Genomic DNA, 14,913 nt, shown 5'->3' with positions numbered 1-14,913 from the left:
AAGCCGGTAATAACTCAGGTCTGGTAGTGGCTATAGTAAGTGGGTCTCCTTGCTCGGTTTTAAACGTAATATAATTCATGCAAGAGGTTTTTTCCTTATCCTCAATATCGGCTTGGGCAAGAGCTGTACCATCTACTGGATCCCATAAAATCGGTTGATTAGTACGATAAATTTCTTCTTTTTGTACTAAATCAAGAAAAGACATTTGTGATATTTTTCGTGATAACGGACTAATAGTTTGGTACTCTAAACTCCAATCAACCGATAAAGCTATTTGGTTAAATAGACTTCTAAACTTTTCTTCTTCACTTTCTACTACCTCTTCGCAAATTTTTATAAATTCAGATCGATCCATATTATAAGCTTTGATCTGTTTCTGCTTTTCAACAAGTCTCTCGGTCGGTAACCCGTTATCGTCAAAACCCATAGGATAAAAGATATTTTTACCCATCATACGCTGAAAACGTACAATAAAGTCGGTTTGCGTATAGCTATAAACATGACCGATATGTAACTGCCCTGAAACTGTCGGAGGCGGAGTATCGATTACATAGGTTTCTTCTTTTACAACGTTTGGATTATAAGCATAAATTTGTTTCTCTTCCCAAATTTGCTGCCACTTTTTTTCATTTTCGGTAAAATTATAATTTTTTGGAAATTCTTTCATAGATTTTGTAGTTGATTCAAGAATATTGTTATAGAGGTTATATGTGATTATGACAATAGATGTTTTTCTTGGGGAGGATATGGATATTTAGGATTTGTGCAAGTGGTGCTTGCATGATTAATTACTTATTTACAATTGAGCGAACGAAAGTTTCTTGAAGACCTGTAATTTTGGCAATAACAGGAATTTTACAGTCCTGACTGAACATTTCCTTCGCTATAATTACTGCCTTATTATGTTTGCCCTCAGCTTTGCCTCTATATGTACCAGCGATAGTTTTCATAATAGTATCCTTATCTTGCTGTAATAGATGTATATCTAATACTTCTACTAATTCCGGTTGTTTTTGTTTTGAGAATTTTGCGTTAGTATACCATAAGAACGATCTTAGGTAAATATAACCTTTTTCTTTATCCAATATTATAATATGCTTAAACTCTGTTAAAAACTTCTCCCATAGTTTTATCATATCCTGCATATTGGATATGCTGCATCATATATTCTAGCATACCTAAATGTTTTTTCTTGACGATTTCATCATCTGTCATAGCTTGCAAATCTACTAATTGATAATCTTCCCCCATTAATTTCTTTGCCATCACACTATCAGTAAATAAACTCCACAGATTTCTTGGAGCATTATAAATTTCTTTACCGTTGTAAATAACTAAATTATAGACTAGCGGTAATTGGTAATTTATCCTTGCCTTGCTTAATGTCTTTCACATAATAGATAGTGTATATTTCCATCACCGCAAAGCCGTCCAATAATCAATTGTTGATTGGGCCTCTATTAATACATAAACAAATGCTTCTTCTTTATTATTGGTGCTAATTTTATATGTTATATTACTATATTTTCTTATTTAAAGATTCCTCAATGTAGCTTTCTTGTTCTACCGTTATTTTTGATAAATCTACTATTAAAATCATCGGGTAAATAATATTCCAAAAATTCTTGTGCTGCTACTGGGTCGTTCATTATTATTTTTACTAATGAATCATGTTTTAATTTTTTAGCCATAAAAATCTAGTAGCTTTATTTCGTGGCGTATTTTATCTTAAATTATCTATAAATATTTATTTAAATTTAAAGTTAATATGCTAATTCTAGACAAACTTTTGCTTACCTTAAAATTAATGCGTGCAGATAAGCTGGTAGCTTATTTGCTGGTTTTTTTTCCTGCTTTATTTGGGTTACTGCTTGCAAACCCCTCAAGAACGGAGTTAATACATTTATTACCGTTATTTATTTTAGGTAGTATAACAGCTAGAAGTAGCGGGTGTATTATTAACGATATATTTGATAGAAAATTTGATAAGCATGTCGCAAGGACTAAAGAGCGACCTTTAGCTAGCAAGGCTTTATCTGTTTCTTATGCTATTTTGATACTCTTTATTCTTAGCGTTATCTCACTTTGTATTTTGCTACTTTTAAACAAAACAGCTATATATATAGGTTTTTTTGCGGTAATAATGATTAGCCTATACCCGTTAATGAAACGTATTACTTATTTCCCGCAAATCTTTTTGGGATTTACATTTAAGCTAGGGGCCTTAATAGCTTATGCGGCAGTTCAGGATACACTTGATATAGCAGCGATTATTATGTATTTAGCATGCTGTTTTTGGGCCATCGGTTATGATACGATTTACGGATATATGGATATAAAAGATGATAAGAAAATAGGAGTGAAATCGTTAAGTATATATTTAGAGAACAAGCATTCTAAGCTTTGGCTTTATATATGTTATATAGGTTTTATATTGTTATTTATTCTAGCAACAAAAATGGCTAACCATAATATCGACTATTTACCTATTTTAGCTGCTTTAATTTTACTGATATTACAAGTAGCAACTCTTGATATTGAAAATCCTGCCAATTGTATGACAAGATTCAGAGCTAATAATTATATCGGATTAGTTTTGAGTATGGTGTTTTATTAAATTCTTTTCCTGATAACAGTCTTGTTAGGGATTAGATAATGTTCTTGATGTCATTCCTGCGAAAGCAGGAATCCATAAAAATAACATTAATATTGCTGTAAGTATTACATTTTTAGTAAAAAACATATAAGAATTTAATTTTTATATGTTTTACTGGATTCCTGCTTTTGCAGGAATGACATTGACCCGTGTAACAACTCCTCTAACAGCCCATAAAGTGACAATCGATATTGCGGTTATATAAACCGCAATTGATAAAGAGTTGCCGGTTACATACCATAGCATTAGGCAGATTGACGGAGTAAGACGTCCGATTAATGAAGCACCTATACTACTGCCAATACCGACTAACATATATTTATCGGCAGTTTTAAATAAATTATTTAGCCAGCAGTTCAAAGGTGCCAAGAACCCGACACCGAGTATTATAATCCAAATACGTACAAAATTAACATACCATATAGATGCATTATTCAAGCAGAGCCATAAAGGAATTATGCTTAAACTCATTAAAATAAGAGTACCGTTTAGTATTTTAAGGTAATGTAGCTTTTTTGTTAGATGCCCTATTATCGGAATCATAATCATATCAAAAATCAGAAACTCAGTATTAAATTTCATCATTATTTCGAGTGATATATCAGTGATAAGCGGAATAAAACTATTCAAAAAGACGAAAGGTACTATATAAGTCATACATGAGAAACCTATGGCAAAACTAATGCGTAAGATACTTAGTTTACAGTTCCAAATTGTAGTTAAGTCTTGTAATAGTGATGATACTACGTCATTGCGAGGAGAGGACCCAGGTGTCATCCCGTGGCTTGACCACAGTATCCAAAAATTACGTAAAGTAATTTTATCTTTTTTATTGGATCCCGTGGTCAAGCCGCGGGATGAAAATGAGGGCTTGACTACAATATCCTCGTGCTTTCTTAAAAAATAACCTACCAGTGCTGTAAGTCCGCCAAATATGAAACATAAACGCCAATATGTATTATACTCTACATTTAAAACTATAGTACTGATAAATGAAGCAAGAATAATACCGACCATAGTAGATGTTTGATAAAGATAAGAAGCTTTAAACGCTTGTTTTTCTTCTTTATTCTCTAAAATAAATAATTTAGCAATGGCACATTCACCCTCGGAATATATTCCTTGTAACGTTCTGAGCAACACTAATAATAGCGGTGCAAGCCAGCCTATTTGAGCATGTGAAGGTATTAAACCGATTAGGCTAGTTGTTAAAGCAACGCCGATTAAAGAGTAAGATAAAGCAAAAACACCGCCGTATTTTTTAGCAATTACGCCAAAAAAATAGGAGCCTATGGGACGTGTAAATAAAGACGTAGCAAGAACACTATAGGTAAGTATTAAAGCAACGACTTTATCATGATTCGGAAAAAAAATACCAGCAAGTAGCGGAGCAAGAAACCCATAAAGTGCAGTATCGAAATGATCCATCGCATTACCGATTAGGATCGAAAAATCCCTTTTACTTAATGCATTATTCATATATTAATAATTTAAAATTTATAATGGATTATACTAGATGAATTTGGAACATTGGTGACAATGTCTTTGTAAGTCCTCGGATGCTGAACGTTTAATATACGCTCTGCTCCTCGGCTTACAGAACGATTACTCTTTCCCAAGTTGATCTTCGTATAACAGCGCTTCGTTTTGTAGGAGTATATAAGTATGTAATCTTCCTTGTAAATATTTTTTTAAGAGATATGATTATAAAGTTATAGCTTAAAGTAATTGTAATGAATGAATAATTTGAAACAAGGAAAGTTTATTACATTTGAGGGAGGGGAAGGGATAGGCAAATCTACTCAATCTCAAATGCTCTATGAATATTTACAATCTCAAAATACTCCCGTTATTTTAACTCGTGAAGTCGGTGGTACTATTGTAGCCGAAAAAATGCGTGAAATTCTAGTACATGAAGAATTACTACCCATGTCCGAGCTATTACAAGCTATGGCAGCACGTTATGATCATATGGCACGGGAAATTATACCAGCTCTACAAGAGGGACATATTGTAATATGTGATAGGTTTATTGACTCAACTGTATGTTATCAAGGATTAGAGCTAGAAAACGGCATAGATTTAGTTTATAATCTGCACAAAACTTTAATGCCTTCTCTTATGCCGGATATTACGTTTTTTATTGACGTAGAGCCGGATATTGCTATTAAGAGAGTCAATTCACGAAATATGAACAATAAATTTGACATAAGAGGTATAGATTTTTATAAAAAAATCTATTATTGTTTTAAAGAATTAAGTAATAGATTTCCTGAGAGAATAAAAACAATTAAAGCTTCAGATTTAAGTCCACTTGAAGTACATGAGTTAATAAAAAAGCATTTATGAACAATACTTACTACATTACTACCCCTATATATTACGTTAATGATATTCCCCATATCGGTCATGCTTATACTAGCGTTGCAAGTGATGTAATCGCTCGTTTCATGCGACTTCGAGGTTTCGATGTAATGTTTTTAACAGGTACTGACGAACATGGGCAGAAAGTAGAAAAAGCAGCGATTAATAAAAATATTGACCCACAAAAATTTACCGATCAAACATCTGAGAGTTTTCGTCATCTGATGACTGCTATGCATATTTCCAATGATGATTTTATCAGAACAACGGAACACAGACATAAAGAAGCTGTAGCTGTTTTTTGGCAGAAATTACTAGATAACGGCACTATTTATGAAGGTTTTTATGAAGGGTGGTATGCAGTGCGAGATGAGGCTTTTTTTGATGAGTCGGAACTTACGAGGGACGGTTTAGCACCGACGGGTGCTCCAGTTGAATGGGTTAAAGAGCCTAGCTATTTCTTTAATCTTTCAAAGTGGCAGGATAAATTGCTTGAGTTTTATGAAGCAAACCCTGATTTTATCAGACCTATATCAAGGCGTAACGAAGTAATTAGCTTTGTTAAGTCTGGTTTAAAAGATTTATCGGTATCGCGTACTACTTTTAGCTGGGGAATAAAAGTGCCAAATAATGAAAAACATGTAATTTATGTTTGGCTTGATGCACTGGCTAATTATATTTCAGCACTCGGTTATCTTGACGAACAAAGTAATTACGGTAAGTTTTGGCCGGCTGATTTACATGTAGTCGGTAAAGATATCTTGCGTTTTCATGCCGTCTATTGGCCTGCTTTCTTAATGGCTGCAGAAGTTCCGCTGCCGAAAACAATTATGGCTCATGGCTGGTGGACGAATGATGGGCAGAAAATCTCTAAATCTCTTGGTAATACCATTGATCCGATTAAGTTAATTGATGAATTCGGTGTTGATCAAGTTAGGTATTTTCTGATGCGTGAAGTAACTTTTGGTGCAGACGGCAATTTTGCTCGTAGTAATTTAATTACCCGTATTAATAGCGAGTTGTCAAACAAAATAGGTAATTTATTACAGCGTACTACATCTTTTGTTTATAAGTATAATGACGCCAAAGTGCCTTTGCTTACGCAAGGTGTTATAGATAAAATATATGAGCTACCGATTTTAAAAACCGCAAGTAAATTTATCGAGCAGAATATTTTATTGATGGACAAAACAGAGATTAATAAAATTCTTGAAAATATTATTAATTTGGCCGAAGAGGCAAATATCTATATTGATAGCGAAGCACCCTGGAATTTGAAAAAAACCGATCCAGATAAAACGTTAGAAGTGTTATACGCTTTACTAGAAGTTTTACGCTATATTGCGATAATGCTTCTGCCTTTTATACCGAGTTCAGCAAATAAAATGCTTGATCAGTTAGGGGTAAATAAAGAAGAACGTCTATTTAAGCATTTAATACGTGATTATACTTTAACAGCGGGTAGCAATATTTTAGAACCTACCATAATATTTCCAAAATTTGAATAGTGTGTCATACCGTGGTGAGACCGCAGTATGACACACCTACTATGAGTATAATATGTTAATAGATTCACATTGTCATCTTAATTTACGTAGTAACTTTTCATCCCGCGACGCGATCGCGGGATCTAGTGAGGGTATTAAAACAACTAATATTAGTTGTTTTCTAGATACCGTAGTCAAACCATGGTATGATGCAGTGCTTTTAGATTCTGTCATTCAAAGAGCATTAGAAAATAATGTGCAGTATATGCAAACTATCTGCACTAAAATTGAAGATTTACCTATTATTCTAGAGATAGCTGAAAAATATGCAAATGTTTTTGCGAGTGTTGGGGTGCATCCGTGTGAAGTGAATTCTTTTATTAGTCATTGTGAAGCACTGCAAGTGCTGTGGCAATCTCAGGAAGCTTGGACAAGATTGCTACGTCAAGACTACGTCTTCCCGAACTCAGATGCTGAGGTAATTATTATGCTAACCCAGCATCCGAAAATTATCGGAATCGGTGAAACGGGGCTTGATTATTATCATCAGCCTTATGATCAAAAATTACAAAAAGATTTGTTTGTAGCACATATACATGCGGCGTCTAGTACACGCCTGCCTGTTATTGTTCATACAAGAGAAGCAGACGAAGATACTATTGACATTTTAACCTCAGAAATGCGTAACAGCACATTTCCAGGTTTAATACATTGCTTTACCTCTTCAAAAAATCTAGCGGCAAAGATGCTAGATATCGGTTTATATATTTCAATGTCAGGGATTATAACTTTCAAGAATGCTACTGATTTACAAGAAATAGTCAAATATATACCACTTGATAGGTTATTAATAGAAACCGACACTCCTTACTTAGCTCCTACGCCTATGCGAGGCAAACAAAACGAACCGGCATTTGTTAGGTATGTCGCTGAAAAAGTTGCCGAACTCAAAAATATAACATCAAAAGAAGTAGCAAATGTTACTACTCATAACTTCAAAACATTATTTTCTAAATTTGAAAAATATATAAATAATACTTTATAAAAACAGCAAGTTTGATAATTTAAAGTTGCAATTTTTAAAATAATATGTATATTTTATAGTATTTCAATTATTAGTATATTGGATATGGAATTTAATCGTAAAAATATCATCATTGGTTTTTTAGAAGCACATGAAGATCAGAAATTTACCTCTTATGGTATAGCTGAATGGTTGGTAGAAAATCACATTGACGAAGCAAGACTCAAGAAGAAAAAGATAAGGAGATTATAGGAATTGGTGCAGGTGAAATTAGCAGTAGTAAGCTTTCTACTGAACGAAGACAAGAACCTAATATTAGAATAGAGCTAAAACCTAAGCTAAAGTTTTATTATTCGCAAAACCCTGATTACTATGTCAATAATGAACAAGCCACAGAACCTAAAATAAATGCAAATAAAGAAGATAAAATAACTGCAGTGCAAGTATGTGATGCACTGGCATTATATCTTCAAAACAAATTGAAGATTCATAATATGCCTATTAAGCATAAGTTTTCTTCAAATAAATAAGGCACTAAAGGTAATAATAAATGGTTACTCCAGATTGGGTAGGTATGGAAGTTCTTAATGAAAAGTGGAGTTTACTAATTAAAGATTGTGCTAAATATTATGCATGAAAACAAGCAAGGCTTTGGTCTTTTGAAGTAAAAAAAATTATCAATCGTAGTAATTTACGAGAATCGTTTTTTCAGGCTTTATCAAATTCCTCATGTGCACATTATGGTTATTTAGTTGCTGCTGATTTAATTGAAAGTAGATAAAATGATACTAGGCATGGTATAGGATTTATTTTAGTAGATATAGAAAATCCTGCAGATAGTAAAATATCAATTCCTGCTAGAGAAAGACCAGAAATAGATTGGAATATGGCTAATAGGTTAGCAGAAGAGAATAAAGATTTTGAAAATTATATAAATAATATTGACACAGTCTATAAAAAACAGAAAGTAAATGATAGTACTTGGTTTAATATTAATGACCACGTAAATAAAATTCCTAAGCAAAATAAGAAGAAAAAATAAACATATTTATATATAGACCATTATTATCATGCATTTATAAAAATTTAAGCAGTGAGTCCTAAAATTACTGTACTGAGAATTTTTAGTGTTAAACTAAATTTATATTCATTATTTTTAAATTTGTGAATTAATTATGATTAACTGTGATTTAAGTACTAATTATACATATTATATGTTAGAGGGGCTTAGAGCACAAATTGCTCCAATGCATTTAGGTATAAAAATTCTAAAAGAAGCATATTAACATGAGATAACGGTTTTGCAAGAATTATGCATGCTTATTTAACGCTTTGTGAACGCATGACTAGAAAATATGAAAAACCCAAATTTAATAATCCTTGAAACAATTATTGATGATTAAACCTATTAACATTAATGAAAAAGTGATACTAAAAAAGTCTTTTTGTGAACTAAGGCATTTTCAGAAAGTAGGTTTTAAAAAAGAATTACCTCAATTATTAATAGTAGCACCTATGGCCATGGCGGGACATCACGCTACTTTACTTAGAACAACAGTACAAGAATTATTACTGTATACCGGTATTTATATTATAGATTGGACAGAAGCCAGTTATGTGCCGCTTGAAGCAGGGCATTTTGATATGGATGATTATATTGATTACGTAATGGAGTTTATCAAGTTTATAGGACCGAATGTTCATACTATGGCAGTTTGCCAACCTACTGTTCCATTGCTTGCCGCCATTAGCTTAATGTCGGAGAGTAATAGTCCAAATGTGCCGAGTTCGATGATTTTGATGGCGGCCCTATAGATGCTAGAAAAAATCCCACGGCAGTTAATGAATTCGCTCAAAGTAAAAGTTTAGAATGGTTCTGCCAAATGGTTACAATGCAGGTGCCGCTAAACTATCGCGGACATGGTAGAAAAGTATATCCCGGTTTTCTCCAACTTGCCGTCTTTATGGGTTTAAACTTATTTCGTCATATAGATTCACATTTAGAATTATGGCAAAGTTTATTAAATTCTGACTATAAAAAAGCCGATCATACTATTAAATTTTATGATGAGTATTTAGCAGGTATGGATATGCCGGCAGAGTGTTACTTACAAACTATAGATGAAGTATTCTAACAATTTTCGTTAGCAACAGGTAAATTAGTTTCTGAGAAGCATGCGATCGATTTAAAACATATTGCTAAATGTGCTTTATTCGGTATTGAAGGGGAATTAGATGATATTGCAGCGGTAGGGCAAAACAAAAGCTGCTTTAAAACTTTGTTCAAATATACCTGAATCAATGCAAAGATACCATTGACAAAAAGGGGCAGGGCATTACGGGGTATTTAGCGGAAGTAAATTTAAACAGTTTATAGTGCCTATTATCAAAGATTTTATCTATGATTTTGATAAAACTAATTTCAAGCAATCTAAACTTAAAGCAGCATAAAAATAGTCATTACGAGCGGGCATTGCCTACGTGGATTGTTTTTTCCGTTATTGCGAGGAAATTACGTAAGTAATTGACATAGCAATTCAGTAAAAAATGCTGATTTACAGCATTTTTTGTTATTTTTTCTGGATTGTTACGCTTCTTTCAGTCGCTCGCAATGATGGGGTGGTATCCACGCAACAATACCTTGCTGGAATTATATCACAGCCATACAACAAGATCATAATTAAAGGAGAATGGTGGTAATCTAATATTCAACTCTTATTAGTCTTTTGAATTTCTTGTTGTTGCTGTTGTCTGTATTCTTCCGCTTTTTCTTCGATGTAATTAAAAAAGAAATAAGTAAAAGTTAAAAAACCGGTCAAAATAATACCAAATGTTATTAGTATTGCTTTAAGTTGCTTTCGTGAATCTTCTGCTTTTAACCTTTTCTCTTCTTCATCTATGTCTTTATCATTTTTGACTTCAGATATTATTGTTTGTTCTTCTGTAGTATTTGCCATGTTGTAACTCAACTAAAATGAACCGCTTTATTACTAAGTTGTTCCTATAACTTACAGATTTTTGAAGTTTATAAGATTAGCTATATTTGAATGATGAGGTTTAAACTCATAAAAATAGGATATATAAGCAATAACGCTATGTCAATAGTCTTGAATATTAGCGGTGTTCAACCAAGGTTATACATATTATTATAATTTGAGTCTCCTAACATTATAGTATTAAGATAATTTATATCATCTGCTATGGTTTGAAGGTAGTAACACTACAATATCAAATCCTAGTGCTGTAGCCGATAATGTCGTAATAATGGCACAAACGGCAGTATTTTTTTGTAAAGGCTCGGTAATTAATGTTATTTCTACATCTATTTCTGTTGCTTGTTCTTTGGTGATTGATTCATATTTTTTTAAAGTAATAATAGTAGGTTGTCCTAAAAATTTATTTCGGTTTAATGTTTGCTGAAGTAAAGTTAGACCACTCAATATTTTTTTAAACTGTTTCGGTTTATCCTTAGATGACAAAGGCCATAGTCTTTTACCGTTACCTCCTGCCATAATCACCGGTTTTATTAGACTCCTTGCATAACCTCCTTCTAAAGGTAATTTGTATACCTTTGATACTTCAAGATTTGGTACGTTAAATTGCAGGATTTGCCTGTGCTCAGGTATTTTTATACGCTGTACAGGCTCACCACTTATTTGACTCCCAACTTCTGAAGTATCTGCGATATACGTCGATCCAATACTCGCATCCTCACTTACCTTTTTGTACGCTGCGGTGCTGCGTTTCATGTCTCCTGCAAATGCCTCTTTATAAGAAGGTTATGTAAGGAGTCTACCCTCATATGTTTTACAACTATTAATTGAACTAAATAATAAAGCGCTTTATAAATAGTTTTAAAAAATATGTCAAGTGAATTAACTATATTGGCAAGTTTTACAATAAAAAGTACTTCTGCCTGAATGCTTTATCTTGATAATAGTGTTAGAGCAGATTAAACAACTTTGTCCCTCTCTGCCGTAAACCTTAAGTTGCTTAGTAAAATAACCAGGTTTGTTATCGCCGTTTACAAAATCTTTAAGAGTAGTACCGCCGGCAGTTATAGCGTTAGTTAACACATCTCTAATCGCTTTAATTAAATTTTCTATTTCATCATCCCTTAAATCGTTACCTGATTTATCCGGATGAATTCTAGCTAAATGCAGACTTTCGGAAGCATAGATATTACCGACTCCGACTATAACTCTATTATCCATAATCGAGTTTTTTATTGGTATTTTTTTAGTTTGTAGCTTATCTTTTAGATATTCTAACGTCAATAAATCAGAAAAAGGCTCTATGCCTAAATCATTAAAAAATTCTTTTTCTAAGAGATCAGTCTTAAAACTATAAATCATACCGAATCGTCTAGTATCGTTGAAAATTAACTTTTCGCCGTTACTTAAATCAAAAATCACATGATCGTGTTTTTGAGTTTTATAATTAGCAGATTGCAGAGTAAATCTGCCGCTCATGCCTAGATGAACTATTAAAGAATAATCATTATTAAAATCTATAATTAAGTATTTTGCACGACGCCTAACATCCAGTATATTAGTATTTAAGATTTCTGTAGCTAAAAGCGGGGATAGCTTATAACGTAAATTATCTCTTTTTAACTCTACATTTTCTATAATAAGCCTGATTAGCTTATCTTTTAGAGAGTTTTTAAGAGTTTCTACTTCAGGAAGTTCCGGCATTTGATACTAATATTTATAATAAAAAACTATGAACCAAACAAATTTTGGCTTTAAAAAAGTAGACTACACTAAAAAACAAGGTTTAGTAAATAACGTTTTTTCTAATGTCGCTGATAAGTATGATTTAATGAATGACTTAATGAGTTTGGGATTACATCGCTTATGGAAAGATGAATTTATTAGGCAAATTCCAAATCTTAACTCTCATATATTAGATGTTGCTAGCGGTAGCGGTGATATTGCTTTAAAACTTGCTAAAAAAGCAAGAGATAGAGTTAATAATATCTCTTTAACTTTAAGTGATATTAATGAAGAAATGTTAAAGCAAGCTAAGAAAAAAGCAATAGATCTGAATTTATTTCAAAATCTTAAATTTACTATAGCAAGTGCTGAAGAACTACCGTTTCCGGATAATAGTTTTGATTATTATACTATAGCATTCGGTATTAGAAACGTACCTGATATAAATAAGGCTTTAAAGGAAGCATGTAGGGTTTTAAAGCCAATGGGTAAGTTTATATGTCTTGAGTTTTCAAAAGTAAAGGAAGGGTACATAAAAGATTTCTATAAATTCTACTTATTTAATATTATACCGAGTATTGGTCAAATGATAGCGGGTAATAAAGAGGCATATGAATATTTGGTTGAAAGTATAGATTTATTCCCCTCACAAGACGAGTTTAGAATAATGATTAAAGACGCCGGTTTTGAGGAAGTCGGTTATAAAAATCTAAGTGGCGGAATAGTTGCTATCCACAGTGCGTATACTCGATGAACTTCAAAAATTGGCTACGTCGTTCTACAAGATCTGCGGTACTTACGTATTAAGTATACGCTCCGCTCCTCGACTTGTGCACTCCTTGCTCTTTTTGAAGTTGATCTGCGTATACTATTCTTTATTTTACTTCGGAGTATATAATAGATGATAAGTAATTTTTTTAATTTAATACGTATTTTTCGTATCATCAGTAAAAAGCAAATCTTAATTGATTCAAGAAGCCCTAAATATTGCAGGTTTATCGGTTATATATTAGCCTTATTTTTTGCTCCGGTCTCGTTAATAAAAAAATCACGGGAAGATTACGGCAAACGCTTAATAGATTGTTTAAGTGATCTTGGACCTATTTATATAAAATTTGGACAAACTCTTTCGACAAGAGCCGATTTAGTAGGAGCAGAGATAGCAGGTTATTTAAAGTTACTGCAAGATAAGCTACCTCCGTTTGATGGTGGGGTGGCGAGAAGGTTGATAACGTCATTGCGAGGAGACATGTATATCGATGAAGCAATCTCAGCAAGCAAACAAAAGATTGCCACGCAGTCTATGACTGTGAGTCATGACGCCCTCCCTTTCTTACACCTCGACGATACCCCCATCGCTGCCGCATCAATTTCGCAGGTACATAAAGCACAACTTATAACCGGTGAATATGTTGCGGTAAAAATTTTACGTCCGGGTATTCATAAAAAATATAACAGAGATATTAAGCTGCTATATTTTCTTGCAAAAATTATCTCAAAATTTTCTAAAGCAAAAAGGCTCAAACCGATTAAAGTAGTCGATAAATTTCATGAAACTATGAAATTTGAGCTTGATTTACGTTTAGAGGCGGCAGCAGCTTCTGAGCTTACGGATAATATGCGAAATGATATTAACGTGATAATTCCTAAAATATATTGGGATTTAACATCAGAACATATACTAACCACCGAGTGGTTAGACGGCACTTCTATATATGATACTTTGCTACTGAAGGAAATGGGGTTAGAGCCTGCAAAAATATCTCAGGATTTTGCCGTAATGTTTTTCAATCAAGCCTATAGAGACGGATTTTTTCATGCTGATTTACATGCAGGGAATATTTTAGTGAATAAGCAAGGTAAAATAATTTTACTTGATTTTGGTATTATGGGCAGACTTAAAGAAAAAGATCGTTTAGCCGTTGCCGAAAGTCTATTTGCCTTTTTAAGGCGTGATTATAAATTAGTTGCTAAAGTACATTTAAGAGCCGGCTATATCCCATCCAATACCGATTTAGCTTTATTCGCTCAAAGTTGTAGAGCAGTTACCGAGCCTATAGTAGGGACGCCCATAAAAAATATTTCCATAGGTAAGCTGCTTGCACATTTATTTAAAATCACGGAAGATTTCGGCATGGAAGTACAACCGGAGTTGTTGCTATTGCAAAAGACTTTAATAATGGTGGAAGGGATAGGCAGACAGTTAGACGGTAATGTTAATATGTGGCAGCTCGCCGAACCTTGGATTAAAAAATGGGCCGTGAAAAATCTAAGCCCTGAAGCGAAGTTGTTACGATTGGTAAAGCATGACCTAGATAGTCTAGAGGATATTATTTGACATATAAAAAATTAGCCTTATATATTAAGAAATTTTTTATTATGAAACTAAAAGATTTATTTATTAAATATCCTATTACTACTCCTTTTTTGGTTGATTGTAAAAATGATAAATTAGTATTTCCTTCAGATAAAGAACAAAAATATAAAAGAGACCTAAAAGAAAAAATAGGAGAGGAAGAGTTGGAAAAATTAACAGCTTTAGATAAAATTGTTTAATACCACGAAAACTTAGAAAATATAGCTTTAGTAAGTATAGAAAGACATCTCGATAAATCATTTATAGTAGCGAAATTGCTTAATGATGTACAACGTGAATATTATAAA

At 32.9% G+C, this 14,913-nt stretch carries 14 protein-coding genes and 4 pseudogenes; 10 read left to right on the top strand and 8 right to left on the bottom strand.

What is annotated here, in order from left to right:
- From BG75_RS10125 to BG75_RS10825, 4 genes and pseudogenes are all read right to left on the bottom strand, one after another.
- Positions 1–610, bottom strand: a pseudogene (locus tag BG75_RS10125) (class I tRNA ligase family protein); the annotation flags it as partial.
- 178 nt (positions 611–788) lie between these two features.
- Entirely contained in the window at positions 789–1,136 is a 348-nt protein-coding gene (locus tag BG75_RS10835; protein ID WP_062811735.1) for a hypothetical protein, read from the bottom strand.
- A pseudogene (locus BG75_RS10830) lies at positions 1,099–1,503 on the bottom strand (Rpn family recombination-promoting nuclease/putative transposase). Before BG75_RS10830 ends, BG75_RS10835 begins: the two are co-directional and overlap by 38 nt.
- Positions 1,504–1,544: 41 nt before the next feature.
- Positions 1,545–1,691: an Rpn family recombination-promoting nuclease/putative transposase gene (locus BG75_RS10825; RefSeq protein WP_148258531.1), complete on the bottom strand. Its 147-nt coding sequence runs from the start codon at positions 1,689–1,691 to the stop codon at positions 1,545–1,547.
- A 77-nt stretch (positions 1,692–1,768) separates the two neighbouring features.
- On the opposite strand from BG75_RS10825, the gene ubiA reads away from it, so the two are divergent.
- A complete protein-coding gene (gene ubiA / locus BG75_RS05675; RefSeq protein ID WP_016917398.1) occupies positions 1,769–2,617 on the top strand; it encodes a 4-hydroxybenzoate octaprenyltransferase in 849 nt (282 codons plus the stop codon).
- Between the two features lie 150 nt (positions 2,618–2,767).
- Here ubiA and BG75_RS05670 read toward each other — a convergent pair whose 3' ends face one another.
- Complete coding sequence (locus BG75_RS05670; RefSeq protein ID WP_062811734.1) at positions 2,768–4,135, bottom strand: MFS transporter; 1,368 nt, start codon at positions 4,133–4,135, stop codon at positions 2,768–2,770.
- Positions 4,136–4,393: 258 nt separating this feature from the next.
- Here BG75_RS05670 and tmk point away from each other — a divergent pair, with 258 nt between their 5' ends.
- The 6 genes and pseudogenes from tmk to phaZ all read left to right on the top strand — a co-directional run bounded on the left by tmk (position 4,394) and on the right by phaZ (position 9,982).
- On the top strand, positions 4,394–5,005 hold the full coding sequence (gene tmk, locus BG75_RS05665; protein ID WP_062811733.1) for a dTMP kinase: 612 nt from the start codon (positions 4,394–4,396) through the stop codon (positions 5,003–5,005).
- Positions 5,002–6,528 carry a methionine--tRNA ligase gene (metG, locus tag BG75_RS05660; protein ID WP_062811732.1) on the top strand — a complete coding sequence of 509 codons (1,527 nt, stop codon included), beginning with the start codon at positions 5,002–5,004 and terminating at the stop codon, positions 6,526–6,528. The genes tmk and metG overlap by 4 nt, the downstream gene beginning before the upstream one ends.
- 52 nt (positions 6,529–6,580) lie before the next feature.
- Positions 6,581–7,552, top strand: coding sequence for a TatD family hydrolase (locus tag BG75_RS05655; RefSeq protein WP_062811731.1), 972 nt, complete (start codon positions 6,581–6,583; stop codon positions 7,550–7,552).
- Positions 7,553–7,636: 84 nt separating this feature from the next.
- Entirely contained in the window at positions 7,637–7,783 is a 147-nt protein-coding gene (locus BG75_RS09125; RefSeq protein ID WP_217284888.1) for a hypothetical protein, read from the top strand.
- 634 nt (positions 7,784–8,417) lie between these two features.
- Positions 8,418–8,573, top strand: coding sequence for a hypothetical protein (locus BG75_RS09120; RefSeq protein WP_004997723.1), 156 nt, complete (start codon positions 8,418–8,420; stop codon positions 8,571–8,573).
- A gap of 133 nt (positions 8,574–8,706) precedes the next feature.
- Positions 8,707–9,982 (top strand): annotated as a pseudogene (gene phaZ / locus BG75_RS10720) (polyhydroxyalkanoate depolymerase).
- 257 nt (positions 9,983–10,239) lie between these two features.
- Here the strand turns inward: phaZ and BG75_RS05645 are convergent.
- The 3 genes and pseudogenes from BG75_RS05645 to mutM form a co-directional block, all read right to left on the bottom strand.
- A complete protein-coding gene (locus BG75_RS05645; protein ID WP_062811730.1) occupies positions 10,240–10,488 on the bottom strand; it encodes a hypothetical protein in 249 nt (82 codons plus the stop codon).
- Between the two features lie 167 nt (positions 10,489–10,655).
- A pseudogene (locus tag BG75_RS05640) lies at positions 10,656–11,333 on the bottom strand (sugar phosphate nucleotidyltransferase).
- Positions 11,334–11,406: 73 nt separating this feature from the next.
- Positions 11,407–12,228, bottom strand: a complete 822-nt coding sequence (gene mutM / locus BG75_RS05635; protein WP_062811729.1) for a bifunctional DNA-formamidopyrimidine glycosylase/DNA-(apurinic or apyrimidinic site) lyase — start codon at positions 12,226–12,228, stop codon at positions 11,407–11,409.
- Positions 12,229–12,256: 28 nt separating this feature from the next.
- On the opposite strand from mutM, the gene ubiE reads away from it, so the two are divergent.
- The 3 genes from ubiE to BG75_RS05620 all read left to right on the top strand — a co-directional run bounded on the left by ubiE (position 12,257) and on the right by BG75_RS05620 (position 14,805).
- Entirely contained in the window at positions 12,257–13,003 is a 747-nt protein-coding gene (gene ubiE, locus BG75_RS05630) for a bifunctional demethylmenaquinone methyltransferase/2-methoxy-6-polyprenyl-1,4-benzoquinol methylase UbiE (protein ID WP_062811728.1), read from the top strand.
- 147 nt (positions 13,004–13,150) lie between these two features.
- Entirely contained in the window at positions 13,151–14,587 is a 1,437-nt protein-coding gene (gene ubiB, locus BG75_RS05625) for a 2-polyprenylphenol 6-hydroxylase (RefSeq protein ID WP_062811727.1), read from the top strand.
- Entirely contained in the window at positions 14,584–14,805 is a 222-nt protein-coding gene (locus BG75_RS05620) for a hypothetical protein (protein ID WP_062811726.1), read from the top strand. The genes ubiB and BG75_RS05620 overlap by 4 nt, the downstream gene beginning before the upstream one ends.
- Positions 14,806–14,913 lie beyond the last annotated feature (108 nt).

This window comes from Rickettsia endosymbiont of Proechinophthirus fluctus (assembly GCF_001602635.1).
In the GTDB taxonomy this organism is placed as follows: domain Bacteria; phylum Pseudomonadota; class Alphaproteobacteria; order Rickettsiales; family Rickettsiaceae; genus Rickettsia; species Rickettsia rickettsii.
Note: the sequence above shows the minus strand (reverse complement) of the source record. Positions and strands in the feature narration are given on the sequence as shown.

What these genes read in the sequence shown, in the direction of transcription:
- BG75_RS10835 (WP_062811735.1), bottom strand. Translation starts at nt 1,136, where the DNA reads ATGATAAAACTATGGGAGAAGTTTTTAACAGAGTTTAAGCATATTATA.
- BG75_RS10825 (WP_148258531.1), bottom strand. Translation starts at nt 1,691, where the DNA reads ATGGCTAAAAAATTAAAACATGATTCATTAGTAAAAATAATAATGAAC.
- ubiA (WP_016917398.1), top strand. Translation starts at nt 1,769, where the DNA reads ATGCTAATTCTAGACAAACTTTTGCTTACCTTAAAATTAATGCGTGCA.
- BG75_RS05670 (WP_062811734.1), bottom strand. Translation starts at nt 4,135, where the DNA reads ATGAATAATGCATTAAGTAAAAGGGATTTTTCGATCCTAATCGGTAAT.
- tmk (WP_062811733.1), top strand. Translation starts at nt 4,394, where the DNA reads ATGAATAATTTGAAACAAGGAAAGTTTATTACATTTGAGGGAGGGGAA.
- metG (WP_062811732.1), top strand. Translation starts at nt 5,002, where the DNA reads ATGAACAATACTTACTACATTACTACCCCTATATATTACGTTAATGAT.
- BG75_RS05655 (WP_062811731.1), top strand. Translation starts at nt 6,581, where the DNA reads ATGTTAATAGATTCACATTGTCATCTTAATTTACGTAGTAACTTTTCA.
- BG75_RS09125 (WP_217284888.1), top strand. Translation starts at nt 7,637, where the DNA reads ATGGAATTTAATCGTAAAAATATCATCATTGGTTTTTTAGAAGCACAT.
- BG75_RS09120 (WP_004997723.1), top strand. Translation starts at nt 8,418, where the DNA reads ATGGCTAATAGGTTAGCAGAAGAGAATAAAGATTTTGAAAATTATATA.
- BG75_RS05645 (WP_062811730.1), bottom strand. Translation starts at nt 10,488, where the DNA reads ATGGCAAATACTACAGAAGAACAAACAATAATATCTGAAGTCAAAAAT.
- mutM (WP_062811729.1), bottom strand. Translation starts at nt 12,228, where the DNA reads ATGCCGGAACTTCCTGAAGTAGAAACTCTTAAAAACTCTCTAAAAGAT.
- ubiE (WP_062811728.1), top strand. Translation starts at nt 12,257, where the DNA reads ATGAACCAAACAAATTTTGGCTTTAAAAAAGTAGACTACACTAAAAAA.
- ubiB (WP_062811727.1), top strand. Translation starts at nt 13,151, where the DNA reads ATGATAAGTAATTTTTTTAATTTAATACGTATTTTTCGTATCATCAGT.